We start from the raw sequence: 24,569 nt of genomic DNA on the forward strand, positions 1-24,569 counted from the left end.
GATTTATAGGTAAATCACCTCATCCGCCAACAACCGAATCTCATCCGGATTATGTGACGTGAAAAGAATGATCCGTTCTTCTTTCATTTGCATTTCTCGTATTCGTTCTATGATGCGATGGCTTAGGGCTTCATCCAAGCCTTTGAACGGCTCGTCCATCAAAAGGAGAGGAGAAGGGTATGCCAATGCCCTAGCTATAGCGATACGTTGTTGCTGTCCGTAACTAAGCTCTTTAGGATATCGGTTCCCGAAGGGCTCCATTTCCATTTCCTGTAAGTGTTTTTGGGCAATTCGCCGGGCTTTCTCCTCCGTGAGAAAAGAGGAGAGGGGGAGGATGATATTTTCTTCTGCGGTTAGATGGGGCAGGAGTTGCGGTTGTTGGAATATGGTGGCGATTCCAAAGTGTCTTGTGGGATGTATCTCTCCTTCCGTAGGCAATAAGATATCTCCGATTAGGTTTAATAACGTTGTTTTTCCTTTGCCTGAAGGTGCGTTAATTCCATAAATAATCCCTTTTTGAAAGGAATGGGAAAAGTGCTGTATGCCGTATTGGTAACTTATATCTTTCGTGTCTAAAACTGATAATGTAGGGGTCGGGATGGTCTGATCCTCATTCGCGAAAGATATTTTAGGGGTGATATCAGCGACTTTGCTAATTCCTTTGTCAAAAAAGAAACTGATGAATACCGCCACGATTGTCCAAGCGAGTAGCTCAGGGACAGCGATAAAGTTTTGCGCCCTTTTCATCTCGCTTCCGATTCCGAATGCGCATTGCGACAGGACTTCTCCCATAATGATCGCACGCCAGCCGAATCCGGCGGCGGAGGCAAGTCCGCTATATAAGAATGGCTTTAGCTGCGGATAGATGATCTGGAATAAGACATTGGAACGTTTGATATGGAACTGACGTGCCATAATGGATAAACCCGGACGTAGATCGAGGATTCCCCGTGTCAGATTCTCTGTTAGTAGCGGGAACATGGTGAGGAAGGCGATCATCAAAGGGATACTTTCCGGATTTAGGAATATAAGCGCCAAAAGTATGAAGGATATGACCGGGATCGAGCGCATGATGGCAAGCAGAGGTCTGAATAATTCATACACCCACTCAAAACGGGCGAATAACCCGGCCATCCCTATCGCACAAACGAATGAGATCGACATGCCTAAGATTCCCCGGAGTATAGTCGCTCCGACCGACTGATAGAAACTACCGGAGACGAGCCATTCGCAAAGTGTCCGTACGAGTCGGGGAAGTGAAGGTATCAGCTCCGGTTGGTTGGCTATAACGGCGAATAGTTGCCATCCCGCCAAGAGGATAGCGGTAGCGACTATTGTAGTGATTGTTTTTCGCAATCTCATTGTTTTTCGGGGATAAATCCGGCATCGGGAAGCCTCCCGCCGACGGCCTTAGGTTCATACTGTTCGATGAGACGCAGGAAATCCATGACGGCGTTTTTCGCCTCGATAGCCGATAAATAATGGATTTTACACCGCTCGATACTCTCAGGAGTTAAGGCCCCTTGGGCGAAGATTCCATGTTCTTCCAAAGAATGGATGGTCTCTTTCGGATATCGTACGGCTTTTTGGCAGGAGGCTCGTAAGGCATCCTCAAAAGCGATACGATATTTCTCCATCGTCGGGGTGTATACGACCGCTGTTTGGGCGAATCCGAGGGTATCGCTGTCTGTTAAGTGATTCAAGTCCGCAGTTATTCGTAAGCTGCTGTCTTTCCGTAAAGCGATGCTTAGAAACGGTTCCCCGAGCACGGCACGATTTACTTTTCCGGCTAAGATGCCTTGGGTGATTTCCCCGGCGGTATTGAAGGCGTAATTCAACGGATAGTCTGATCGCTGGCGGCCGAGATAGTACCGGGTAAGGATATCGGGAGTCGTACCGTTGCCGAATACATACAATGCCGGTTCTTTTAAGGGTGTTTTCTCGACGAGGTAAAGGGTTCCCCAGATCGGGCATCCCGCTAGTTTAATCTTGATCCCTTTATTGTACAAGTTCGCCGCATTGATCATGGGGAGTACGGCTATGTCGGTCTCCTGCTTGATCAGTAAGGCTTGCGCCAGATCAGGCGAGTCTACCACTTTTACTTGTACTTTTTTGTTATCTATAATTGGAGGATTCTCAAGCCAATCGGCGAATGCGATAACGGATGGACCACGAAGTACCGAAACCTTGATTACGGTATCTTCCGTTTGTGCGTGCCGGCAACCGGAGCAACAAAGTATGAATAGTAGAAAAATGTATTTAATCATATCTAGACCTCTATAAAACAATTAAGGATTGCCTCCCGGCAACCCCTAACCAACTTTGTTAACCTTAAATCTAATACTATTATGAAAAAACCACAGTGCAAATGTACTGTTTTCTATATATCTGTCAATAGAATAAATGCTAATTAGTGTTTTGAGGTTCATAAGAAAAGCTAAAAAGCCTTCTTTTGAGTCGCTAGGCTAACCAAAACAATCGTTATCGCCGATAATGGCAAAGCAAATAAGATCGGATCTATCGCATGCCACGGATATACATCGATCAAGACGTCTTGTCCGAATAAAGCCTTGCAAAGTCCTACCGGAGCCGCTTCCGCCTTATGAAGGAACAACATGGCGAATAAACTGGCCAAGCCTCCTACCCATAAGCTGGCCAAGGCCCCTTGCCGGGTAGCCCCTTTCCAATATAGCGAGCAGAAATAGGTAGGTAGGAATGTAGCCGCGCAAATACCCATGAACAAGGCGGTGCCTCGTGCGATAATACTTGCGCTTAGCGTATAGCAGATAACGTAGCTGACCAAGATAGAGCATAGCACGCCGATACGTACACCTAATGTAGAGTTCGGATTTTTGCTACGTCCTAGTTTGGGGAATGCGTCTGCCCCGAAAGCCGCTCCCATGGTATGAAATTGCGCGCTAAGGGTAGACATACTGGCAGAGAGAATACAAAGCATGAAAACCGCCCCGAACCACTCCGGCATCGCTTTATTGATAAATAGGGGGATGATCTTGTCCATATCTTTTACCGCCTCGGAGGCGACTACACCTTCCGTCTTGAGGAAAAACAAATTAGACAAGGCTCCCACGTGATAAATCGCCCCTACCGTGACAATCAAGAACACGCAGCCGATCAATACGCCCCTGTTGAGTTGCTTGGTACTTTCCACCATCATGAAGCGTACGACTAGTTGTGGCTGCGCTAAGCAACCGATTCCTACGCCAAGGATCAATGAGGTAACCAATGTATACCATTGTGGAGAGCCTGAGATGGGCATAGCTGTCCATCCTTGATGTCCCAAGGCCTTGAAGCGTTCGGGCACCATGGGGGCGATATCCGTCAACTTCTGGTTCGCCTCGATAAAGCCCATGTCCATGATATGGTAAAACCAAAATAGCAGGAATAGCATACAAGCGAACATGATAACCGCTTGCAACGCATCCGTATAAAGTACTCCCTTGATACCGCCCGTAATCACGTAGGCCGCTACGATCAAGGTGAAGATCAACAAGGCCAGATGAAGGTCGATGTGAAACATCTGTTCGATGAAGACGGCTCCTCCCTTCATCACCACGGCGGCGTAGAGGGGCATGCCGATGAAAATGATCGAGGCGATAAAGATCTGTATAGACCGGGACTTATAGTGTAATCCCAATAATTGCGGGAAAGTCCGTGCGTTATGTGCCTCGCCTAACTTCCGGGTCCTTCGTCCGAAAAAGATAAAGGCTACCACTACGCCCATGAACATGTTCAATAAGCAAAGCCATTGAATACCCATGCCGAACGTAGCGGCTACGCCACCGAAACCAACGATCGCCGATGCCGAGATAAAGGTCGCCCCGTAAGACAGGGCCATGATAATGGGGTTTACTTTTCGTCCGCCTAATAAATAATCACTGGCGTTTTTCGTCTGCCTGTATCCGAGATACCCTAACCAAGCGATTACAAACATGTAAATAATGACAATAATGCCTAATGTTAGCGTACTCATTTTCGTGATTCTTTAGTAGGGTTTGTTTTTTCGTCGTCTTCTTTATTCCAAGTGGTTATCCCGAACCAAATAGAAAATAGGAGGCAGGCGAACGCTAGAAGATAAGCCAGCCAAATACCGGGGTCGCTGATTCCGAACATATATCCGTGCCTATTAAAGTTTTATTAGATCACTTTCACAGATATACTCGAGATTCTGACGGCGGATTACCTCACGGGCGCTTTCCCGGTTGTTCGTACGCAAGATCAAGATCGCTTTTTCCCGGATGGAGAAACAATACATATATTCTATGCTGATGCCCGCTTTCGTGAAATAAGATAATGTATTGGCAAAACTTCCGGCGCATGAGCTGGTTACGATCGCTAATACGTCGGTCAGGTTTGCGCTGACGTTGTTTTCTTTTAATATCTTGTATGCCTTCTGGGGATCGCTTACGATGATACGAAGGATTCCATACTCGGAGGTGTCGGCTACGGTGGCTGCGATGATGCGGATGCGCTCTTCCGCCAATAACGCTAATATCTCGCTTAATTTCCCGTACTTGTTTTCTAGGAAAATAGAAATTTGATTGACTGTCATAAGGTGTTATTTTAATTGTTTATTTAACAAAGCTTGCGATGATCTTTCACTCGTACCGCCTTGCCATCTGTGGTTGGCAAAGATCCCTTGGCTACCAGCTTGATACGTGGTGTAAGTAATAATTCGTCCTTCAACTGACGGGTGATACCTTTCGTCAAACGCTGTAAGGCTGAATAATCATCGGTGAATAGGTCGCTCAACTCTACCTCGATCAACATCTCGTCGCTGTTGCCGATCGTTTCGAGGGTGATCAAGTAATTGCTGCCCAATTCCTTGAATTGCATCAATATCTTTTCGATTTGGATGGGGAACAGGTTCACACCCTTCAAAATTATCATATCGTCGCTACGTCCTTTGAAACGGGCTAGGCGTTTATGGGTACGTCCGCAAGGGCAATCGCCCGGTAAGATACAAGTAAGGTCACGGGTACGATAACGGAGTAAAGGCATCGCCTCCCGGTTGATGGTCGTTAATACCAATTCTCCGACCTCTCCCTCGGGCACCGGTTGCAAGGTAACCGGGTCTACGATCTCTACGATCACGTTGTCTTCCCAGATATGCAAGCCGTTCTGCTCCGTACATTCGAAGGCTACACCCGGCCCGTTCATCTCCGACATACCGAAACAGTTGTAAGCCTTGACACCCAGAAGCTGTTCGATGCGTTTACGTTGTTCTTCCGAGTGAGGCTCGGCACCAATACATACGGTGTGTAGTTTGGTATCCTTTCTCGGGTCTATTCCCTCCTCATACATAACCTCGGCCAAACGAGTGGCATAGCTCGGTATGATATGTAAACAGGTGGTGCCGAAATCGGTGATGAACTTAATCTGTCGTTTGGTATTACCGGCCGCCGCAGGCACTGTCAACGCACCTAATTTTTCTGCTCCATACTGGAAACCGAGGCCACCGGTAAACATGCCGTAGCCGGATGTATTCTGGAATACGTCCGTATCCCTTAGCCCTACCATATACATGCAACGAGCTACTTGGTTAGCCCATTGGTCCAAATCCTTGGCGGAATGTAAGACAACGGTAGGATTACCTGTCGTTCCACTGGAAGAGTGGATACGTACGCATTTCTGTAACGGGATGGCTGCCAATCCGAACGGATAGTTATTTCTAAGATCATCTTTCGTTGTAAACGGAAGTTTTTGTAAATCTTCCAAGGACTGAAAACTGTCCGGGGTAATTCCTTTCTCTTTGAATATCTTATGGTAAAAAGGGGAGTTGCCCGCTAGTTCTATGGTTTGTTTCAGTCGTTCCAGTTGGAATTTTACCAGATCTTTACGATCCATGGTTTCTATTTCTTTCTGCCAATACATCATCGTTTTTTCAATTAGAGTGTGTTTAATTCATGAAATTAGATTGCAAATGTATCTTTTATTTTGGATAACGCCATGCTTTTGTGTCAAAATATTAGTAATGACCTTTTGAAAATAAGAATTATTAGGCGGTAAGCCGTTGTAAATAAAAAAATAATAGTTATTTTTGTCCATTACGCAATTTAACTTTATGTATGGGCCATGGGAAAATATGACCACCTTTCCAAAGAAGAGTTGATTCAAAGGATTGAGAGACTGGAAGCCGATCTGGAAAAAGCCACTTTGACACCATCCGCGAGCGATAACGAACTTGAGATGCGCCAAAGCCAGCATACGATCAACTTCTTAAATATCTTGATGGATACGATCTTGTCGAACGTATTTGTGGAGATCACGGTGAAAGATATTTTCAACGGTTTCCGGTATATCTATTTTAATAAGGCGGCGGAGGAATTTACGGGGGTCAAGGCGGAAGATATCTTAGGGAAGACGGATTTCGAGCTTTTCCCTGATTCCCGGCGGGCGCATGAGATCCGAACGGAAGATTACCATACGATCAAGACGGGACGTATGGTAAAGGAAATGGTCGAGTATGAGAAACCGAATGGAGAGGTGAGAATCGTAAATATCGTACGTTTACTGATCACGAATCCGGACCCGGGAGCCTCGCCTCTGTTATTGGTCATGCTGAATGATATCACGGAGCAGCGTCAGGACCAGTTGGCGCTGATGAAAGTGCAAGAGGCGGATAAGATGAAAAACGCTTTTATCGCTAATATGAGCCATGAGATCCGGACTCCGCTGAATGCTATCGTTGGCTTTGCCCATCTCGTGACGGAAACGACTAATGCCAGTGAGCAAAGGGAATACTTTTCGATTATAAATAAGAATTGCGATTTATTGTTGAAACTGATTAACGATATCTTGGATTTGTCGAAGATCGAGTCCGGTCGGTTAAACTATAACGTGTCGGAAGTTGAGTTGAGGGATATTTGCCAAGAGGCCTATGTGGTACAATCCTTGAAGATGACTTCCGATGTGGCATTATTATATAACTCGGTCGCCATGCCTTCTGTTCGTCTGTGGATCGATCCGCACCGGGTAGAACAGGTCTTGTTAAATCTCTTGTCTAATGCCATTAAGTTTACTTCCAAAGGTTTTATCTCGCTTTTTTATGAGGTGGAAGATATGTTCGTACGTGTCTCTGTCATGGATACCGGAATCGGGATATCAGAGGAAAAGCTGGAGTCTGTTTTCGAGCGTTTCGTGAAATTGGATGATTTTTATCAAGGGGCTGGTTTGGGACTACCGATCTGCAAGATGATTGTAGAGCAGTTGGGTGGTGAGATCGGTGTGCGATCTGAGCTTGGCAAAGGTTCCACTTTCTGGTTCACCTTACCATTGGTTGTTACGGATAAGGCTGTTGTGGAGAAGGATGATCCTTCTGTTTTAAGTGAATGTCAACTATATTAAATAAAAAAGAAATGAAAAATGCGGTTGTCTTTTTAGCGACAGGCTTTGAGGAAATAGAGGCCTTGGGTACGATTGATGTCTTGAGGCGTGGTGGTGTACGGGTTATGATGGTATCTATTACGGGTGACCGATTGGTGATAGGAGCTCATGATATTCCGGTAATGGCTGATTATCTGTTCGAGGAGGCGGATTTCAGTTGCGTCGATGCCTTGATCTTGCCGGGTGGAATACCCGGAAGCAACCACTTAAATGCGCATGCCCATTTGAAAGAATTAGTCAAGGAGAAAACGGAGGAAGGCGTATTAATCGGTGCTATCTGTGCCGGACCGATGGTTTTAGGTGGTCTTGGATTGCTAAAAGGGAAAAGGGCTACCTGTTTTCCTTTCTTCGAGCCAACAATGGTAGGCGCTATCCCTACGGATAATGGAGTAGAGCAGGATGGAAATATCATCACAAGCAAGGGGCCGGGTTTTATGTTTGAGTTTGGTTTGACGATCTTGAGGAATCTGAAAGACGAGGAAATCGCTTTGGAAGTGGCGGATGCCTTATTATATGACGCTTTGTTGCATGGGACAAAGCATTAATGTGCTTGAAATTAAAATCCCTTGAGAGAATGTCTCTAAGACATTCTCTCAAGGGATTTTTGTTGTAAAGAGTTTTCCCTTTCCTAAATTATTTCTGGAAAGATTTTTTCATACGTGCGATATCTGTCAAATAGTCTTGCAGATCTTGCTCGTGTTCTTCTTCCTCAGCTAAGATATGCTTAGCGATATCACAAGTCGTGAAGTCGATGCCGTCCGTGAATTTAGCGATTTCTTGATAACGCAAGATGGCGCAACGCTCGGAGGCGACATTCTGGTTCAGAAGGCTTACTACGTCAAAGTCTGTCGGTGAATCATATTTGCATCGGGCTAATTCAAACCATTGTTTCGGATCAAGTACCGGAACTCCTTCCAATTCGATGATCCGGTCTGCCAATAATTGGGCGTGATGCCTTTCTTCCTCGGCATGTTCCTCGAATTCACCTTGTACGTCGGAACGCATGGCTCCTTCAACGACCAAGGCTCCTACCCAATATTGATAGTATGCTAGCCATTCTTCCGCTAACGCGGCGTTTAGTTGAGATAATAAATTGTCGACATCCAATTTCCCTCTTAAAATTTTGACGCTTTCTTTTGCCATAGCTGTATTAATTTAGAATTAAACGTATTGTTCGTTTTTTATAGTTCTAACAAGCTTACTAGGGCATTGTTTATTGTTTGTCAAAATTTTAACGTTATGCTGCGATTGTTACAATTTAGGTAATTCCCAAGGTGCCCGGTAATAGGCTTTCGACAAGGCGGTAGCCTCGTTATCGCCGACAAACAAATTGTTTTTATCATCCCAATGAACTTCCCGTTGAACCCGGCAGGAGATATTCGCCAGATGAGCCATCTTCGCTACACGGGCACCGATAGCGACATCGGCGTTCGGAAGCTCACGGCTTTTAATGCAGCTCAACATGTTTCCCACATGATTATAAAGTCCTTTGCCTTCTCCTTTCTTGAAAGGAACGGCTTCCATGCGGGCTACGTTATTGGATACGACTGGTATGACTTCCCAACCGGCCCTGTCGAGTACCATCGTACCATTCTCCCCATAGAACGCTAATCCTTCCTTACGGTTATAGAGTCCGTGATTGATTCCACAGGCGTGATCCCAGATGATATTAAAATCATCGTAGGCATAAGTCGCCATTAAAGTATCGGGTGTCTCCATAGCGTCGTTCGGATAGGCGAACTTGCCACCGCCTGAGAATACACGGCTGGGAAGGCCCGCGTTCATACCTTCTAGGGCATAATCCAGTAAATGTACACCCCAGTCCGACATCAAGCCTCCGGCATAATCCCAGAAAAAACGGAAATTATAATGAAAGCGATAAGGATTGAACGGACGTTTAGGAGCCGGGCCTAGCCACATATCGTAATCCACACCGGCGGGAGCGTCGCAATCCGGTTTAACCGGAAGTGTCGGCTTGCCGTCTTGGTAAGCCCAGACCTTGACCGTACGGATCCGTCCGATATTTCCGGCTTTCAAGAAATTAGCCGCCTCGTCCCAATGCGGGTCGCTACGTTGCCATTGGCCTACCTGTACGATCCGGTTATATTTACGGGCGGCTTTTTCCATCAGGTTACATTCCTCGATCGTATTGGAGAGCGGCTTCTCTACATATACGTCTTTTCCCGCTTGGCAAGCCCAGACCGTCGGAAGGCAATGCCAATGGTCCGGCGTACCGATAATGACTACATCTACGTCTTTATTATCGATTACTCGTCGCCAGTCCTTATATAAGTGAGGTACTTTTTTCCCTGTTTTCTTCTCAACGTCGGCAGCCCGTTTGTTTAACCATTCGTCATCGACATCGCAAAGAGCCACGCATTCCGTCTCCGGATAATCAAGAAAAGTATTCAAATCCCCGTATCCCATGCTACGGCATCCTATGAGGGCTATCTTTACTTTGTTGCTAGGGGCGGTTTGTCCGTATATGGAGGAATACGATTTACCGATAAGCGGCGATAAAGTAAGTCCGGACATGATAAGTCCGGTTTTTTGCATAAAAGTACGTCTGTTCATGATATTAGTTTTTAATACTGTTATAAATATATTCCATATCCACGTGCTCCCTTACGAGGGCGGCGAGTTTATCATACTGCTCTTCCTTAAAAGCGGCATAATCGAAAGGGCCTGTAGTCGTTTCCGTGTCAAAGCCCTCAGCTAAGTTGTCCAATACGGCCGGATTATCAAGGATACCATGCATATAACTTCCCCAGCATCGGTTGTTGAGGTAATATCCGTCCGTTCGTCCGTCTTCCAGTCGGGCTACGGGCTGTTCGGGGGCGTCGCCCAATAAGGTGGTTCGTCCCATATGTATTTCGTATCCTTTACAATCCTTATTCTCCGAGGAGGGGAGGAAAGCAAAGTCGCTTTGTCTCGTGATCTTCTCCTGCTCGATGACTGTGCATTGAGGCAGAAGACCGAGACCGGGAATCGCCGGGATATTTCCCTCGATACTTTCCGGATCTTCCAAGCGGACTCCCATCATTTGATAGCCACCGCAAATACCGATCACCTTTTTACCCGCTTTATGCGCCCGGATAATCGCCATCGCTATCCCATTGGCCCGCAGGCTTTGTAAGTCCGATAACGTATTCTTTGAGCCGGGGAGCAGGATGATGTCGGCTTTCTCTATCTCATCGATATTGTTGGTATAATACGGATTGAAACGGGGGTCCATCTCCAATACATCAAAATCCGTGAAATTAGACATTCGTTTCAGCAGGATGATAGCTACATTGATTTTCCCGTCTTTATAAGTGTTATTTTTCATATCCAACGCTACGGAATCCTCTTCCTCTATCTTGATATCCCGAAACCATGGAATTACGCCGACCACGGGAATCCCAGTCAATTCCTTTAATAGGCTCCGTCCTTCTTCGAATAAAGAGGCGTCTCCACGGAACTTATTGATGATAACCCCTTTCATTAACACTCGTTCCTCCGGTCGTAATAAAGCGATCGTTCCATATACAGAGCCGAATACGCCCCCACGGTCTATATCCGCAACTAAATAGGTAGAGGCTCCGGCAGCGATCGCCATACGCATATTGGTGATATCCCGGTCTCGCAGGTTTAGTTCGGAGATGCTTCCGGCTCCTTCCAATACGATCGGGTTATAGCGAGCTTCCAGACGCTTGAAGGCTTCGATGGCTTCCTTAAATAGCTCCTCCTTCTGGTTTTGTATCCCGAAATAATCCTTGGCGGACATATTGCCGACTGGCTTTCCGTTTAATACGACTTGCGAGCTTTTATCATTTGTCGGCTTTAGTAATATCGGGTTCATATCCGTATGCGGGGAAATACCGCAGGCCTCCGCTTGTACGACTTGCGCCCGGCCCATCTCGCCGCCTTCCGGGGTAGAGTAGGAATTGAGGGACATATTTTGTGCCTTGAACGGTGCCGGTTGATAACCATCTTGCTTGAAAATACGGCAAAACGCCGCATTGATAACGCTTTTACCCGCATCAGAGCAGGTTCCGACAAACATAATCGGTCGTAGGTGTTGCTTCATCTGTATAGATTTTATTTACACAGTGTACAAAGGTAGTATTTTTGGCCTTTTTATTAAGGAGAAGATATGAAAAAAGAAGAAGATTTTGTTATGGGCCTGTCCATCTACATGGCTTGTCTGCGTGAGAAAAAACGGTATTCCACGGCGAAGAGTTATCAAGATGCCTTGAACTCGTTCAAGTGCTTTTGCGGTATGGAGGCGATTCCTTATGCCTATATTAATAGGAACAGGCTTTTGTGCTATCAGTCATGGTTGTTGGACAAGGGCCGTTCGTTGAATACGGTGTCCACCTATATGCGTCGGATTCGTCACATTTATAACTTGGCCGTGGAGGCGAACGAGGCTCCCTTTGTACCCAACCTGTTCAAAGATGTCTTCACGGGCGTTGAAAGCAAGCGGAAGAAGGCGTTGCCGCGAGAGATGCTGGATCGTATATTTAACGCCCCATTGGAGGATCCGTCCTTGCGGCGTGTACAGTTGACCGTTCGGTTGATGTTCGCGTTCAGCGGGATAGCGTTTGTGGATCTAGCGCATTTGAAATGGGAGAATATCCGGGATGGGATATTGCAGTATCACCGACAAAAGAGCGGATCCCTCATACAGTTGGAGATTCCCTCCGGAGCGTTGCGGCTGTTGGATGAGTTGTCCGCTTGTACGGCAAAGGAATCCCTTTATTTATTTCCTTTTTTGAGTGGAACGAGAACCGGTGAGGCGGCCTACAAAGAATATAACAGGACCCTGTCCCGCTTTAACCGTGACTTGAAGTTGTTGGCGAGATCGACAGGCGTTACGCTTCCGGTCACCTCGTATACGATCCGTCATTCATTCGCCTCGTTCTTGAAGGAACAAGATGTATCGATCGAGGTTATCAGTGAGTTGTTGGGGCATAAGTCTATTAAGACAACACAGATCTATTTGAAGAGCTTCTCGTTGGAGCGTTTGTCGAAGGTGAACCGGAATTGTTTTGAGAGCGTGTGTAAACCGATACCCAAAGTGGGGTAGGAGGCTTGCTACTTGGGAAGTAGCGTATTCTTTCACGGCGCAAATGTAATAAAAAATAACAAGACACAAGCAAACATTAGACTTTATTTGTGCTCTGTTCTTTATGTTCCGACTTTGATTCTCCTTATATCTTCGTTCCTATTCTTGGGTTATGGACACAACGATAGAGACGGAATGATCTCATATTTCCTATATCATCCCGTTACCTCACAAAAATTGCATCTACATTCACGTAGAGATGAGGCGTGCCCCGTCTCTACAACTGTGTGGTGACCATTTTCCCATCTTTTAAGCTACTTCCCAAGTAGCTTAAAAATCGCAAGTGATGGTAATTTTCAGAAATACCATAATTGAATACTTAAAGCGTTGTTTGTCAAGAAGAAACGATAGGGTCTTGGCAGGGCTTTGAATTGTCGTTAGGCTTGGTGGATATCTTGAAATACTCCAAGGAAAAAAGAATCATGTCGATGAATGTTTTGAGGAACGATTGCCCGGATAGGGGTATGGAGCGGGTCTGTAAGCGCCAAGACCTGAAGACCGTTCGCTGGTACGTGCTGACGCTCCCTACCGCCGCGGGTGGCAGGCGCGATAGGATCAGTCCCTCAAGAGGGTTGGATGCCGAGCTTTCCCGTCGCGAGCGTCGCGGGGAGACGTTGTTCGAGTATTTCGCCCCCTCGTACGTGGAGGTGAGGAAGGTGGACGGCAAGCTGGTCAACACGAGGCGTCCCCTGCTGTTCAACTACGTGTTTATCCGGTCCTCGGTGGAGGAGATCTTCCGGATGAAGCAGACGCTCCCCTTATATAATTTCCTTCCCCGTGTCTCTTCCGGGGGCACGCCCCATTTCCCTTACCTGTCGGATAGCGAGATGGGAAACTTACGTTGGGTAGCGGAGTCTTACTCCAACGAGCTTCCGGTGTACGTTCCGGACAGTGGCCGCCTGCTGAAGGGTGACCGTGTACGTATCACGTCCGGCTATTTCGCCGGGATGGAGGCTGAGGTGGTGATCCAGCCGGGCGGCGGTCACAAGGATGTGATGGCCCGTATCCTCGATTGCATGTGGGTTCCCTTGTTGGAGGTGAAGCCGGGCGAGTACGAGCTGATCGAGCTGAACACCAATGGTAAGCATGTCTATACCCATCTGGACAACGATCGCCTGCGGGATGGCCTGCACGACGCGTTGGGCCGTTATCACGCCTCCGGTAGCGTAGGGGAGGAGGATACCCGCTTGGCGCGTGAGGTATTGAGAGCCTATGGTTCTCTCCGTGCGGAGACGGACGTGATGCGCTGCAAGGTCTATTCGTCGCTCCTTTCCGCCTACAAGCTACTGGGCGAAAAAGAAGAGTTCGCTCGTTTGCTCGCCACGATGCGCGGTATGCTCCTGGCGGTGAAAGCTCCGCAATCCCGTGCCTTGTTGCTTGTGACGCTCTACGGTTGCACGGACAGCAGTCTTTACCGTCAGATGGCGCACGAGGTTGTGGATCCGTGGCGAAGTGAGTCCTCGCCCAAGAAAAGCAAGTTGTCGTTGATCCGCCGGCTGGACGATTACGATCGGTGGCTCAACCATGAAATAAGTTAACAGTAGACAGTTTAAATAATAAATCAAAAATCAAAATGTCTTCCCTTCCTTCCGGCGTTCGTTTGGTGCGGTTGCTGAACGAGCATTTGGGTGAGATCATGGGGCGTGAGCGTACGAACCAAAACTCGATCCACCTGTATTGCACGGGGCCTTATTGGGTGGCGTTCGAGTGCTCGGCCTATCAGTTGCGCCGTGTGTTCCCGGACAGCGAGGTCACGCCGATGCGCTTGCTCGGCTACCCGTTTCCTGTGGTGATGGTATCCGTGACGGATCGTTCGCTCCGCTCGTATGCCCGCAAGCACATCTTGCGAAGAGACGATAAGGATTACAAGCAATTGACCGTCCCCGGTTTTTCCCTGTCTGATTACCAAGGCTGGCATAAGAGAGAGGTGGAGGGATTGCCATTGCTAAGCGAGACCGTATGAGTGTGGCATACGTATAAGGGCATCGTTTTACACGTATATCGACGTCGCCCCACACGTATATCGGTGTAGGCCTATACGAACGTAGGCGTGAGTCGATGCCGATATACGTGCGGGATGGAACCGATGCCGGGGAAAACAGGTGCAAGTAATGCAAGTAATGCAGCACCTTTTTCCCACACACGCACGTGTACATTATATGTGTCGAATCAAACTTTCATACGGCTATCCAGCGTTTCTCTTCCGGATCGTTCCATGCCTTGTTTGTGATCGTTTAGTGTAAAATTCTTGTTTTATATAATGTACGCACGTGTGTGGGAAAAAGGTGCTGCATTACTTGCATTATTTGCATTACTTGGGGTCTCCATAAGGACTGTATAAAAATAATAACAAACCAGACATGTATCACAGACAATCATTTCCCCGTTTGGGCGATTACATCGCCACGGTTTTACAAGTCACCAGACTGACCAAGTCCATTATCCGCATAAGCGGAGGCATTGGCAGTGACACTTACAATTCTTTTAAAAAGGCAAGGACATGCACTTTAGCGTTTACTATCGATTGGTAGATCTCCTTTGGGACCATCTGTCGGACGAGGAACTTTTCCGCCGTCTGGCACGTGAGGCCTTGGAGCGGTATATCGATTATAAGAAAGAGGAGGAAATGAACGGAGGAAAGAAATAATTTAAGGATGGGCTATGCAAATGAGATTAAGTTTTAACCTCGTGCCTGCCTTCATCGACTAATTAACTAGCCATGATTTTAGAAGAGAGTTTTGGAAAATCTACTGATTTTATCTCAGATGGGATGAACGCCTTCGAGCGTAACGTGAAGCGTATAGGGGATTGTCTTTTGGCCTTTATCGCCTTGGTCGTATTCTCCCCCTTGTTCTTGATCTGCTACATCGCCGTAAGGCGCGAGGATGGCGGCCCGGCTATCTTCAGGCAGGAGCGTATCGGCCGTTTCGGTCGCCCGTTTAACATCTATAAGTTCCGCAGCATGCGTTTGGACGCTGAGAAGTTCGGCCCTGCCCTTTACAAGGGAGGCGCTGATCCCCGTATGACGCATGTGGGCAAGTTCCTGCGTGAGCATCATTTGGACGAGCTTCCCCAATTATGGAATGTCTTCATCGGTGATATGTCTTTTATCGGCCCCCGTCCGGAACGCAAGTTCTACATCGACCAGATCATGGAACGCGATCCCCGCTATCGCTTCCTGTACCAGATCCGTCCGGGTGTGACCTCTTACGCCACGCTCTATAACGGTTATACGGATACGCTGGAGAAGATGCTCCGCCGTCTGCGCTATGACTTGTTCTATCTGGAGCATCGCTCGTGGTGGTTCGATTTCAAGATATTGGTGAAGACGTTCTTGAACATTGCGTTTGGGAAGAAATTTTAGATGAGGAAAACTAAGGAGAGCGATTATCCAATCCTGCACTACCAGGCAGAATGAAATTATGTGGGCATTTATGCGTAAGTTTGGTGTACATTATTTATCCTTGCCCGGAAGTGAAACAATAAAAGTCATAGATTTTATGAGAACGGACGTGCTGAATCGAATCAAGGAGACCTTGCGTAAGGTCATACCGGCAGGAGGGCATGCTTTTTTGTATGGTTCGCAGGCCAGAAACGAGGCACGTCCGGATTCGGATTGGGGTATATTGATCTTGTTGGACAAACCGAAAATCGAGGTGGAGGATTATGACAATATATCCTATCCTTTAGTAGGGCTGGGTTGGTTGTTAAACGAGTGCGTCAGCCCGGTGCTTTACACCTTGAAAGATTGGATGAGATACCATTTCTCTCCCTTTGTACACAGCGTAAAAGACAAGGGGATACAATTCTTGAGTGCGGAAGATATAACAGCGGATTCAAGGTGCAAACCCATAATGGGGTAGTTGGTCAATTAGAATTGAATTATGTCTCTAAAGGTTTGTTGACAAAAGATGAAAGCTGATTATATTCCCGTTTGCTACAACATCGTATTACCGGGGATTATAACGATTTCTTTGACTTTGAGCGTGAGGATGTATTGCCTTTGTTGGAACTCACACGTAAATTGTTAGCTAAACTCGAAAGTCTGATCGCTCATCCTTAATAATCACATAAAGAAATACGACAATTTTAGCTTGTAGGAACGAGTTATAAGGAGTTCCTTTGTGGAATAGCTTGTTTCTTACTTATGAGTGTATCTTGGGGCAAATAGATTTGTGAAGAATATGGCAAAAACAGATTCACGAACATCCAAAAGTATAAAAAACAGTTCGGTGGCGTTGGTGTTTTATTTCATCAACCTGATCCTCCAATTCTTTTCAAGGAAGATTTTCTTGGATTATTTGGGGGCGGAGGTGCTGGGGTTGAATACTACGGCTACCAATTTGCTGCAGTTCTTGAACCTTGCGGAATTGGGGGTGGGAGCTGCTATTGCTTGTACCCTTTATAAACCGCTTGCCGAGAAAGATACGGATACAATCAATGAAATCGTATCCTTGCAAGGGTGGCTCTATCGGCGTATCGCATGGATCGTGATAGCTGGAAGTGTGGTCTTGATGGCCTTTTTCCCTTGGATCTTTGCCAAGATGCCGTTGCCCTTATGGTATGCGTATGCCTCTTTTGGGGTATTATTGGTTAGTGGGCTATTAAGCTATTTTGTTAATTATAAGCAGATCGTTTTGTCTGCGGATCAACAGGAGTATAAGATACAGTATAGTTACAAAGCCTCGATGTTAGCAAAATTACTTTGCCAAATATTGGCGATTCGATTCTTGGATGATGGATATGTTTGGTGGCTGGTATTGGAAATGGTGTTCGCTGTGGTGGCTTCAATGGCTTTGAATCGGGTGATCGCCCGGACTTATCCTTATTTAAAGACAAATTTGCTTATAGGTAGAGAGTTGACAAGGAAATATCCGGATGTGCTTACGAAGGTCAAGCAACTGTTTTTTCATAAAATTGGAGGTTTTGCCTTGTCACAAACAAGCCCAATCATTATATATGTCTATACGACATTAACGGTAGTCGCTTTGTACGGTAATTATATGTTGATTGTAATGGGTGTTCAAACTCTGATGACAGCTATGTTTAATAGCATGAATGCTGGAATTGGAAATTTGGTGGCTGAAGGGGACAAACGAAAGATTATGAGTGTATTTGCGGAACTGTTTTCTATAAGGTTCTTGTTCTCTTGTATCATGTGCTTCGGGGTTCTTATGATTACTCCAGCATTTGTCTCCTTTTGGATAGGCAAGAAATATGTCATGGATTCCTTGAGTTTGTTGTTGATGACAGCTATTCTGTTTGTTAATTTAAGCCGAACGACGGTGGATGCCTATATCAATGCTTACGGCTTGTTTGGCGATATTTGGGCACCAATAGTGGAAGCCTCTCTGAATGTTGGCCTATCTATTATTTTAGGATATTACTTTGGATTACATGGTGTGTTATCTGGGGTGCTGATCAGCTTGTTGTTGGTCGTTTTTTGTTGGAAACCTTACTATTTGTTTCGCAAGGGCTTGGATGAGCGATTGAGTATATACATATTTATGTATGCGAGACATTTGATGGCAGCGTTGCTTTGCGGAGTGATAGTTTGTCTTGGGATGAGGTATTCAATGGTGCAAGGAGATACGACGTTTTTTGATGGATTATTGGGTATTCTTGTATTTTCTATTTTGTCGACTTTAACTTTGCTTTGTGTTGCTCCGGGAATGAGAAATCTGATGAGGCGATTTATCCGGATGTGTCATGTATGAATAAAAAGAGAATAATAGCAATATGAATAGAAAATTAGTTGCTCTTGTAATTTTACTTTGTTTGACAGTCTTTGCTGTTTGTGCTCCTTTTTGTACACTCGTCCTATTTTTGGGGATGAGGTTATATTTGATCATATAGGCGAGATTGGGGATACGATAGGTGGACTTACAGCTCCTGTGATCGGCTTGCTTAATGCGGTGCTACTTTATTTGACATTGAGAGAGCAATTTGAATTTAACGAGAAACAAAAGAAATCTGTAAAAGAAGATCAATTTAAGAATACGTTTTTTCAATTACTGGAAGCGCAAAGGAATATTGTTCCGCGGTTGAAAGCTGATTTTTTATTCTTGAAGAATTGGAATAAATATAAGACTACCTGTTAAGGTTTGGAATTTTTCAGATCTGCAAGGGTTGAGTTAGGACGATTATATTGGGCTTATGAAAGTGAATCTCATAGTGCTGAATATGATGAATAACTGGTATTCAAAATTTGATAGACCCATCGCATAATTGTAAGCCGATGATGATATTGAGAGATCGGAAGGATGATTTTGTTCGTGTGTGGAAGAGATAAAAATACAATTAGAGTTCTTACTTGAAATTTTAAGCAGTAAAAGTTATGAATATTTTATTTATTCTAAAACAATTTCCTAGATATGGTGGTGTGGAAAAAATGACTATAACTTTGTCTAATAGTCTTGTTAAAATAGGATATAATGTCTGTATATTATCTCTTTTTAAAGGAAATAAATGTGAATATATGAGTAGGCTTGATTCTAAAGTTGTTTGCTTAAATATGCCTAATGAAAAATTGTTTTCCAGAGAAAATAGGCGCCATTTTTTGTTGGTTTTGCAGGAGAATGAAATCGATGTTATTATTAATCAAAATATGGACTATGAGGTAAATAAGTTGATGCTTAAATTAAAAGGAAATGTACAAGGTAATGGTAAATATTTTCCAGCTTTTATCACCGTTGTCCATAATGATCCATTTGTTGATTTTAAATGTCTTGATACAATGATAAAAGGCCGAGGAGTAAAAAATGTGTTAAAACGGATGTTAAAGCCAATATATCAGGTATATATACATAATGTAGTTAGGAGATCATATATCATGGCATCTCTTGTTAGTGATAAGATGGTTGTGTTGTCAAAATCTTATGTCTCATCTTGTGCTGAATTGTCAAGATGTGAATATGAGAAAATTATAGCTATTCCAAATGGTTTTAATGTGGATGATAAAGTAGATGGTTTATTCTTAAATAGAAAAAAACTACTTTATGTGGGACGATTAGTAGAAACCCAAAAAAAAATTTCCGAGTTGATTAATATCTGGAAATATTTGTGTGAAGAGTTTTTAGACTGGGATCTGCTTATTGTAGGTGATGGTCCTGATGTGGGAATCTATAAGAGCTTGGTGAAATCGGAAAATATAAAAAACGTATATTTTGAAGGTTCAACTAACTCTCCTGAATATTATTTTAATCAATCTACTGTCGTTTGTTTGACATCAGAATCGGAGGGTTTTCCAATGGTACTGATAGAAGGAATGAAATATGGTTGTATTCCAATATGTTATGATAGTTTTTCTGCTGTTGATGATATTATTGATGATGGAGTGAATGGCTATGTAATTCCATTTAATAAACAAAATGAGTATATTTGTAAACTTCGATATTTGATGTCTTTAGATGATACTTCTCTTTGTTATATGAGAAATAATGCTATTAAAAAATCTGAGTTATATGATATAAATAAAGTAGTGTTTGAATGGGAAAAATTGTTTAATGAATTGATCTGAACTAATAATGCCAATTTTGCTATATTCTTATTCTTGGTTTATTTATAATTTTGTTATTTTATTCTTGCTGTTTTTAGTCTGTGTGAATAAGAAAATAAAAAAATCATCTTACTTTATAATCTTTGTATTTTTTATCATATTTTCAGTATATGGTTATATTACAGCTGATTATAATTCTTATTTGGAATTAATGAAAATGTCTAAAGTGAATGATCCTCTGGTCGCTTTAGAACCAATATATGTATGGTATATTCAATTAATAAGTGGAAATTATTTTGTTTTTAGGCTGACATTGTATATTGTGTCATTTATATTTCTATGGGGAATATTTCAATATGTTAGGTGCTACAAATTGTATTTCTTGATATTGTATAGTGTTATATTACTGTATGATATGGCGGGGGGGCGTCAAATGTTATCTATATGTATGATGTTTTTAGGATTGTTTTTAATACTATATGAAAAAATACAACTTAAAAAAATTCTATTTGGATTATTGCTTTTGATATCGAGTTCTTTTTTTCATAAAACAGGAATATATATGTTGTTGTTTTTATTACTATTGATAATGAATATAAATACAAAAAAAATCTTATTGCTTGTATGTGTTATTCCTGTTTTTGTGTATTTTGGAAATATTTTGATTGAAGAATATTTGTCGGATTTGTTGGAACTAGAAGGAGGAGGGTATTTGATGAAAGAAGCACAGGAGGGATCATTTTGGTGGGTTGTTATAATGTATATACAAGTCGTAGTGTTATATGTGCTAAGTTTTATTGTACTTTATACGCTGCGGAAGAATATACTAACCTGTATCGATAAAGTTATGTATCGTTTTGTATTTTGGATAATATATGTGTCAACGATATTTTATTTTCTAAATATAGAGAATAATGATATCTTTTTGAGATGGTTGAATGTTGTTAAAATTCCCATGATATATTTGCTGAGTAAATATGTGTTTAATAGATTTACATATTCCTGTATATCAATGACAAATTGTTTTGTTTTGTTTCTACTCTTTGCATTTTGGTTTTCTACCAATATTTATATAATAGGTGTTAGTCATATAAATGTAAAATGAATTTTGTATGAGAGTCTTATTTTTTTCTACTTATGAAATTGTAAAACAATCTGGAGGAGTAGAGTCTGTTACTAGATTTTTATATGAATATTTAAATTCAAATGGATATTCTGTGTATTTAATGTATTGGCAAAACCATAAAGGGTTAAAGTCAGAGTTGTGTCAAGTTGGTTTGCCAGATAAGTGCAATATGAATAGCTTATGTAATATCGATTTTATAAAATCGTATTTAATTAAAAATGAAATAGATGTTGTAATTAATCAGACGGCTGTTAATAGTCGTACTTCTGCCGGTTGTACTATTGCGTGTAATGAACTAAAAATTCCTTTAGTCTCAGTTCTTCATAATACTCCAGATTTGTTCCTAAGAGAAAATAAATTCTTTAAAATATTTTTTTATACATCTTTTACGAGATTGCTAATCTATCGAATGTGGTATTATTTTCAGTCTGTATTTAGAGGCTTTAAGGGCGGAAAATTTATATTTGACAATAGTAGTTGCGTTGTTTTGTTATCAAAAAAATATTTTAATGATTATTGTTATATAAATACAAACAGTAACTTTGATAAAATTGAAGTTATAAATAATCCTGCAATTTTACAAATTCCTGTATTGCCTAGTGATAAAGAAAATGTCGTTGTTTTTGTGGGTAGATTGGAGCCGCAGAAATCTGTAGATAAATTGCTTGATATTTGGTATATTATTGAAAGTAAGTATAAGGATCTAGGTTGGAAACTTTATATTCTAGGAGACGGAAGTTGTCGTAGATATTTAGAAAATCTATCTAAAAATATGCGTTTGAGAAATGTTAGGTTTGTTGGGATGGTTGATCCTAATGAATACTATAAGCGTGCTAAAATTTTTTGTATGACATCCATCTATGAAGGATTCCCTATGACATTATTAGAGTGTCAATCCTTTGGTGTTGTCCCGCTTTTATATAATTCGTTTTCTGCAGCTGTTGATATTATAGATGATGGAATAAATGGGTATTTAATATCTCCTTATAAGAAAAAAGAATACGCTAAAAAGCTACACCAATTAATGAATGATCCTGTACAATTACAACAAATGAAAAATAGATGTATGGAAAAAATTCATTCTTTTGATCCAGAATATATAGGTGGAAAATGGATAAACCTTATAAATGACACATTAAATTGCAAAGGAAATAAAATATGAAAAAAGTATTATTTGTTTTTGGAACACGTCCTGAAGCTATTAAAATGGCTCCTTTAATCAAAGAATTTCAAAAATATCCTAATGATTTAAAAAGCGTTGTTTGTGTGACGGGACAACATCGTGAAATGTTGGATCAAGTATTACATGTTTTTGAAATAATACCTGATTATGATTTGAATATTATGAGACAGGGACAAGACCTGTATGATGTAACATCTTGTGTGTTGTTAGGTATGCGTGATATTTTAAAAGAGGTACAACCGGACCTTGTTTTAGTACATGGTGATACAACTACTTCTACCGTCGCAGCGTTAGCTGCTTATTATCAACGAATACCTGTTGGGCATATAGAGGCAGGTTTGCGTACTCATAATACTTATAATCCTTGGCCGGAAGAGATGAATCGACAAATAACCGGTCGTATTGCTACTTATCATTTTGCACCAACTTTATTGGGTAAACAAAACTTAATGAGGGAAAATGTAAATCCTGATCTGATATGGGTTACCGGTAATACAGTGATAGATGCTTTGCTTCAAGTAGTTCGAAAGATGAAGACCGATAAGATTATGGAAGCAATGCAGAAAGAGGTCTTAAGAGAAAGAGGGTATGATGTTAATCGCTTATTGGATGGGAAAAAAATGGTACTTATAACAGGGCATCGACGAGAGAATTTTGGTGATGGTTTTATTCGTATATCTAAGGCAATTAAAGAATTGACACAAAAGTATTCTGATATTGATTTTATTTATCCGATGCACTTAAATCCTAATGTTCGCAAACCTATTCATGAGGTATTTGGAGATGATTTATCCAACTTGAATAATATGTTTTTTATAGAACCATTGGAATATTTGTCATTTGTTTACTTAATGGAGAAATCAACACTTGTATTGACGGATAGTGGCGGCGTTCAAGAAGAGGCTCCTGGACTTGGAAAACCTGTATTGGTGATGCGAGATACAACGGAACGACCGGAAGCTGTTTCAGCAGGAACTGTGCGACTTGTTGGTACCGATTGTGATAAAATTATTTCTGCAGTTTCTGATCTTCTGTGTGATAATGAAAAATATGAGTCGATGAGTCGTACGGTAAATCCATATGGAGATGGAGTGGCTAGTCATAGAATTGTGAAAATCTTGTTAGAATATTTGAAATGATTGTTTTTTTGAGAAGTTTAGATTGTAATCCTGACCCTAGAGTGCAAAAGTATTGCGATTATTTATATGCTAACAATATAAATTATAGAATAGTTTGTTGGGATAGAAGTTGTAAGTTGAAAAATGACCATATTCACTCATATTATCAAAGAAAGTCAAAGTATGGTACAGGTTTAAAAAATGCGTTTGGAATATTAGGATTTAACTGGTATATATTTTGTTATCTGTTAAGAAATAAAAAATCGTACAAGGTCATTCATGCTTGTGATTTTGATACAATCCTACCTGCAATTATATTGAAGTTGTTTTTTGGAAAAAAAGTTATATATGATATCTTTGATTGGTTTGTTGATTCAAGGCATTTTAATAATCGGCTAATAAAAACAATAATATTGACGTTTGAGAGATTTTTTCTTAAGCATTCAGATATTACTATAATTTGTGAAGAAGAAAGAACGGAACAATTAAACTATATACCTCATAATTTATGGGTTCTTCCTAATATACCAACTCTTTTTACGAGTCTAAATCAAAACTTACCTAATAAACAAAATATGTCGGATAAAGTCATATTGTCTTATGTTGGTACTATGCCTGCGGATCGAGGTATTGATAAACTGTTGGAATGTGTGAAAAATAATTCTTCATTAGAACTTAATATTGCAGGATTTGGAATTATGGATAAATTGGTGAAGGAGTATAGTGATTGTGTCTCTAATATTCATTATTTTGGTACGGTTTCATATGAAAAAGGATTAGAAATAATGGCGAATTCAGATATAATTGTCGCTTTATATGAAAAAACTGTTTTAAATAACGTGTATGCAGCTCCTAATAAATATTACGAAGGGCTATTTCTTGGAAAACCAATATTAACAACAGAAGGGACATTGGTTGGAAATAAGACAGAGAAGGGAAGAACTGGGTTTGTCATAGGAGAAAGTTTAAGGGATTTGGAGTCTTTTTTTATTTGTTTTGATCTTCAGGAGCGAATAGATTTATGTAGTAAAAATGCAAGAGAAATGTGGATTGATAAGTATAGTGAATATGTTGATCGTTTCATGTTTAGTAAATATATACCATTTATAATAAACTAATTTTTTACTAGA

The 24,569-nt window shown here is 42.2% G+C and carries 23 protein-coding genes; 14 read left to right on the forward strand and 9 right to left on the reverse strand.

What is annotated here, in order from left to right:
• Positions 1-3: 3 nt before the first annotated feature.
• The 6 genes from CI959_RS16070 to CI959_RS16090 form a co-directional block, all read right to left on the reverse strand.
• On the reverse strand, positions 4-1,362 hold the full coding sequence (locus tag CI959_RS16070; RefSeq protein WP_057317348.1) for an ATP-binding cassette domain-containing protein: 1,359 nt from the start codon (positions 1,360-1,362) through the stop codon (positions 4-6).
• Complete coding sequence (locus CI959_RS16075) at positions 1,359-2,267, reverse strand: hypothetical protein (RefSeq protein ID WP_008778290.1); 909 nt, start codon at positions 2,265-2,267, stop codon at positions 1,359-1,361. Before CI959_RS16075 ends, CI959_RS16070 begins: the two co-directional genes overlap by 4 nt.
• A 170-nt stretch (positions 2,268-2,437) precedes the next feature.
• A complete protein-coding gene (locus tag CI959_RS16080; RefSeq protein WP_008780467.1) occupies positions 2,438-3,991 on the reverse strand; it encodes a sodium:solute symporter in 1,554 nt (517 codons plus the stop codon).
• Positions 3,988-4,131 (reverse strand): symporter small accessory protein, encoded by a 144-nt coding sequence (locus CI959_RS22110; protein WP_005856393.1) that lies wholly within the window; start codon positions 4,129-4,131, stop codon positions 3,988-3,990. Before CI959_RS22110 ends, CI959_RS16080 begins: the two co-directional genes overlap by 4 nt.
• Before the next feature lie 13 nt (positions 4,132-4,144).
• A complete protein-coding gene (locus CI959_RS16085) occupies positions 4,145-4,570 on the reverse strand; it encodes a hypothetical protein (protein WP_005856397.1) in 426 nt (141 codons plus the stop codon).
• A 23-nt stretch (positions 4,571-4,593) separates the two neighbouring features.
• Positions 4,594-5,895: a phenylacetate--CoA ligase family protein gene (locus tag CI959_RS16090; protein ID WP_005856399.1), complete on the reverse strand. Its 1,302-nt coding sequence runs from the start codon at positions 5,893-5,895 to the stop codon at positions 4,594-4,596.
• A gap of 198 nt (positions 5,896-6,093) precedes the next feature.
• Between CI959_RS16090 and CI959_RS16095 the strand changes: the two genes are divergently transcribed.
• A complete protein-coding gene (locus tag CI959_RS16095) occupies positions 6,094-7,365 on the forward strand; it encodes an ATP-binding protein (protein ID WP_005856401.1) in 1,272 nt (423 codons plus the stop codon).
• Positions 7,366-7,376: 11 nt separating this feature from the next.
• The gene (locus tag CI959_RS16100) at positions 7,377-7,949 is read left to right on the forward strand and encodes a DJ-1 family glyoxalase III (RefSeq protein ID WP_005856403.1); all 573 of its coding nucleotides are present in this window, start codon (positions 7,377-7,379) and stop codon (positions 7,947-7,949) included.
• 88 nt (positions 7,950-8,037) lie between these two features.
• On the opposite strand, the gene CI959_RS16105 is transcribed toward CI959_RS16100, so the two are convergent.
• From CI959_RS16105 to CI959_RS16115, 3 genes are all read right to left on the reverse strand, one after another.
• Positions 8,038-8,547 carry a ferritin-like domain-containing protein gene (locus tag CI959_RS16105; protein WP_005856408.1) on the reverse strand — a complete coding sequence of 170 codons (510 nt, stop codon included), beginning with the start codon at positions 8,545-8,547 and terminating at the stop codon, positions 8,038-8,040.
• A gap of 108 nt (positions 8,548-8,655) precedes the next feature.
• A complete protein-coding gene (locus CI959_RS16110; protein WP_095231484.1) occupies positions 8,656-9,978 on the reverse strand; it encodes a Gfo/Idh/MocA family protein in 1,323 nt (440 codons plus the stop codon).
• A gap of 4 nt (positions 9,979-9,982) precedes the next feature.
• Positions 9,983-11,473: a cobyric acid synthase gene (locus CI959_RS16115; RefSeq protein ID WP_005856411.1), complete on the reverse strand. Its 1,491-nt coding sequence runs from the start codon at positions 11,471-11,473 to the stop codon at positions 9,983-9,985.
• Between the two features lie 66 nt (positions 11,474-11,539).
• On the opposite strand from CI959_RS16115, the gene CI959_RS16120 reads away from it, so the two are divergent.
• From CI959_RS16120 to CI959_RS16185, 12 genes are all read left to right on the forward strand, one after another.
• Entirely contained in the window at positions 11,540-12,475 is a 936-nt protein-coding gene (locus tag CI959_RS16120) for a site-specific integrase (RefSeq protein WP_095231485.1), read from the forward strand.
• Positions 12,476-12,936: 461 nt separating this feature from the next.
• On the forward strand, positions 12,937-14,052 hold the full coding sequence (locus tag CI959_RS16130) for a transcription termination/antitermination protein NusG (RefSeq protein WP_009017883.1): 1,116 nt from the start codon (positions 12,937-12,939) through the stop codon (positions 14,050-14,052).
• A 35-nt stretch (positions 14,053-14,087) separates the two neighbouring features.
• A complete protein-coding gene (locus CI959_RS16135; RefSeq protein ID WP_005856413.1) occupies positions 14,088-14,477 on the forward strand; it encodes a hypothetical protein in 390 nt (129 codons plus the stop codon).
• Between the two features lie 537 nt (positions 14,478-15,014).
• On the forward strand, positions 15,015-15,161 hold the full coding sequence (locus CI959_RS21565) for a hypothetical protein (RefSeq protein ID WP_005856415.1): 147 nt from the start codon (positions 15,015-15,017) through the stop codon (positions 15,159-15,161).
• Positions 15,162-15,233: 72 nt separating this feature from the next.
• On the forward strand, positions 15,234-15,878 hold the full coding sequence (locus tag CI959_RS16145; RefSeq protein ID WP_005856416.1) for a sugar transferase: 645 nt from the start codon (positions 15,234-15,236) through the stop codon (positions 15,876-15,878).
• A 136-nt stretch (positions 15,879-16,014) separates the two neighbouring features.
• Complete coding sequence (locus CI959_RS16150) at positions 16,015-16,377, forward strand: nucleotidyltransferase domain-containing protein (RefSeq protein ID WP_005856417.1); 363 nt, start codon at positions 16,015-16,017, stop codon at positions 16,375-16,377.
• Positions 16,378-16,698: 321 nt separating this feature from the next.
• The gene (locus tag CI959_RS16155; RefSeq protein WP_036628701.1) at positions 16,699-18,231 is read left to right on the forward strand and encodes a lipopolysaccharide biosynthesis protein; all 1,533 of its coding nucleotides are present in this window, start codon (positions 16,699-16,701) and stop codon (positions 18,229-18,231) included.
• A 620-nt stretch (positions 18,232-18,851) separates the two neighbouring features.
• Entirely contained in the window at positions 18,852-20,033 is a 1,182-nt protein-coding gene (locus tag CI959_RS16165; protein ID WP_009017888.1) for a glycosyltransferase, read from the forward strand.
• A 7-nt stretch (positions 20,034-20,040) separates the two neighbouring features.
• Complete coding sequence (locus CI959_RS16170; RefSeq protein ID WP_005856421.1) at positions 20,041-21,117, forward strand: EpsG family protein; 1,077 nt, start codon at positions 20,041-20,043, stop codon at positions 21,115-21,117.
• 7 nt (positions 21,118-21,124) lie between these two features.
• Positions 21,125-22,300: a glycosyltransferase gene (locus CI959_RS16175; protein ID WP_005856422.1), complete on the forward strand. Its 1,176-nt coding sequence runs from the start codon at positions 21,125-21,127 to the stop codon at positions 22,298-22,300.
• The gene (gene wecB / locus CI959_RS16180; protein ID WP_005856423.1) at positions 22,297-23,460 is read left to right on the forward strand and encodes a non-hydrolyzing UDP-N-acetylglucosamine 2-epimerase; all 1,164 of its coding nucleotides are present in this window, start codon (positions 22,297-22,299) and stop codon (positions 23,458-23,460) included. The genes CI959_RS16175 and wecB overlap by 4 nt, the downstream gene beginning before the upstream one ends.
• 8 nt (positions 23,461-23,468) lie before the next feature.
• Positions 23,469-24,557, forward strand: a complete 1,089-nt coding sequence (locus CI959_RS16185; protein WP_227211117.1) for a hypothetical protein — start codon at positions 23,469-23,471, stop codon at positions 24,555-24,557.
• The last annotated feature ends 12 nt before the right edge of the window (positions 24,558-24,569 follow it).

Origin of the sequence: Parabacteroides sp. AT13 (genome assembly GCF_002272965.1) — a bacterium.
Lineage (GTDB): Bacteria > Bacteroidota > Bacteroidia > Bacteroidales > Tannerellaceae > Parabacteroides > Parabacteroides distasonis.

Excerpts from the sequence above, each read along its gene's own strand:
- CI959_RS16070 (WP_057317348.1), bottom strand. The coding sequence starts at position 1,362 with ATGAGATTGCGAAAAACAATCACTACAATAGTCGCTACCGCTATCCTC.
- CI959_RS21565 (WP_005856415.1), top strand. The coding sequence starts at position 15,015 with ATGCACTTTAGCGTTTACTATCGATTGGTAGATCTCCTTTGGGACCAT.
- wecB (WP_005856423.1), top strand. The coding sequence starts at position 22,297 with ATGAAAAAAGTATTATTTGTTTTTGGAACACGTCCTGAAGCTATTAAA.
- CI959_RS16165 (WP_009017888.1), top strand. The coding sequence starts at position 18,852 with ATGAATATTTTATTTATTCTAAAACAATTTCCTAGATATGGTGGTGTG.
- CI959_RS16130 (WP_009017883.1), top strand. The coding sequence starts at position 12,937 with ATGTCGATGAATGTTTTGAGGAACGATTGCCCGGATAGGGGTATGGAG.
- CI959_RS16135 (WP_005856413.1), top strand. The coding sequence starts at position 14,088 with ATGTCTTCCCTTCCTTCCGGCGTTCGTTTGGTGCGGTTGCTGAACGAG.
- CI959_RS16170 (WP_005856421.1), top strand. The coding sequence starts at position 20,041 with ATGCCAATTTTGCTATATTCTTATTCTTGGTTTATTTATAATTTTGTT.
- CI959_RS16095 (WP_005856401.1), top strand. The coding sequence starts at position 6,094 with ATGGGAAAATATGACCACCTTTCCAAAGAAGAGTTGATTCAAAGGATT.
- CI959_RS16085 (WP_005856397.1), bottom strand. The coding sequence starts at position 4,570 with ATGACAGTCAATCAAATTTCTATTTTCCTAGAAAACAAGTACGGGAAA.
- CI959_RS16115 (WP_005856411.1), bottom strand. The coding sequence starts at position 11,473 with ATGAAGCAACACCTACGACCGATTATGTTTGTCGGAACCTGCTCTGAT.
- CI959_RS16080 (WP_008780467.1), bottom strand. The coding sequence starts at position 3,991 with ATGAGTACGCTAACATTAGGCATTATTGTCATTATTTACATGTTTGTA.
- CI959_RS16075 (WP_008778290.1), bottom strand. The coding sequence starts at position 2,267 with ATGATTAAATACATTTTTCTACTATTCATACTTTGTTGCTCCGGTTGC.
- CI959_RS16175 (WP_005856422.1), top strand. The coding sequence starts at position 21,125 with ATGAGAGTCTTATTTTTTTCTACTTATGAAATTGTAAAACAATCTGGA.
- CI959_RS16120 (WP_095231485.1), top strand. The coding sequence starts at position 11,540 with ATGAAAAAAGAAGAAGATTTTGTTATGGGCCTGTCCATCTACATGGCT.
- CI959_RS22110 (WP_005856393.1), bottom strand. The coding sequence starts at position 4,131 with ATGTTCGGAATCAGCGACCCCGGTATTTGGCTGGCTTATCTTCTAGCG.
- CI959_RS16100 (WP_005856403.1), top strand. The coding sequence starts at position 7,377 with ATGAAAAATGCGGTTGTCTTTTTAGCGACAGGCTTTGAGGAAATAGAG.
- CI959_RS16110 (WP_095231484.1), bottom strand. The coding sequence starts at position 9,978 with ATGAACAGACGTACTTTTATGCAAAAAACCGGACTTATCATGTCCGGA.
- CI959_RS16090 (WP_005856399.1), bottom strand. The coding sequence starts at position 5,895 with ATGATGTATTGGCAGAAAGAAATAGAAACCATGGATCGTAAAGATCTG.
- CI959_RS16155 (WP_036628701.1), top strand. The coding sequence starts at position 16,699 with ATGGCAAAAACAGATTCACGAACATCCAAAAGTATAAAAAACAGTTCG.
- CI959_RS16145 (WP_005856416.1), top strand. The coding sequence starts at position 15,234 with ATGATTTTAGAAGAGAGTTTTGGAAAATCTACTGATTTTATCTCAGAT.
- CI959_RS16105 (WP_005856408.1), bottom strand. The coding sequence starts at position 8,547 with ATGGCAAAAGAAAGCGTCAAAATTTTAAGAGGGAAATTGGATGTCGAC.
- CI959_RS16150 (WP_005856417.1), top strand. The coding sequence starts at position 16,015 with ATGAGAACGGACGTGCTGAATCGAATCAAGGAGACCTTGCGTAAGGTC.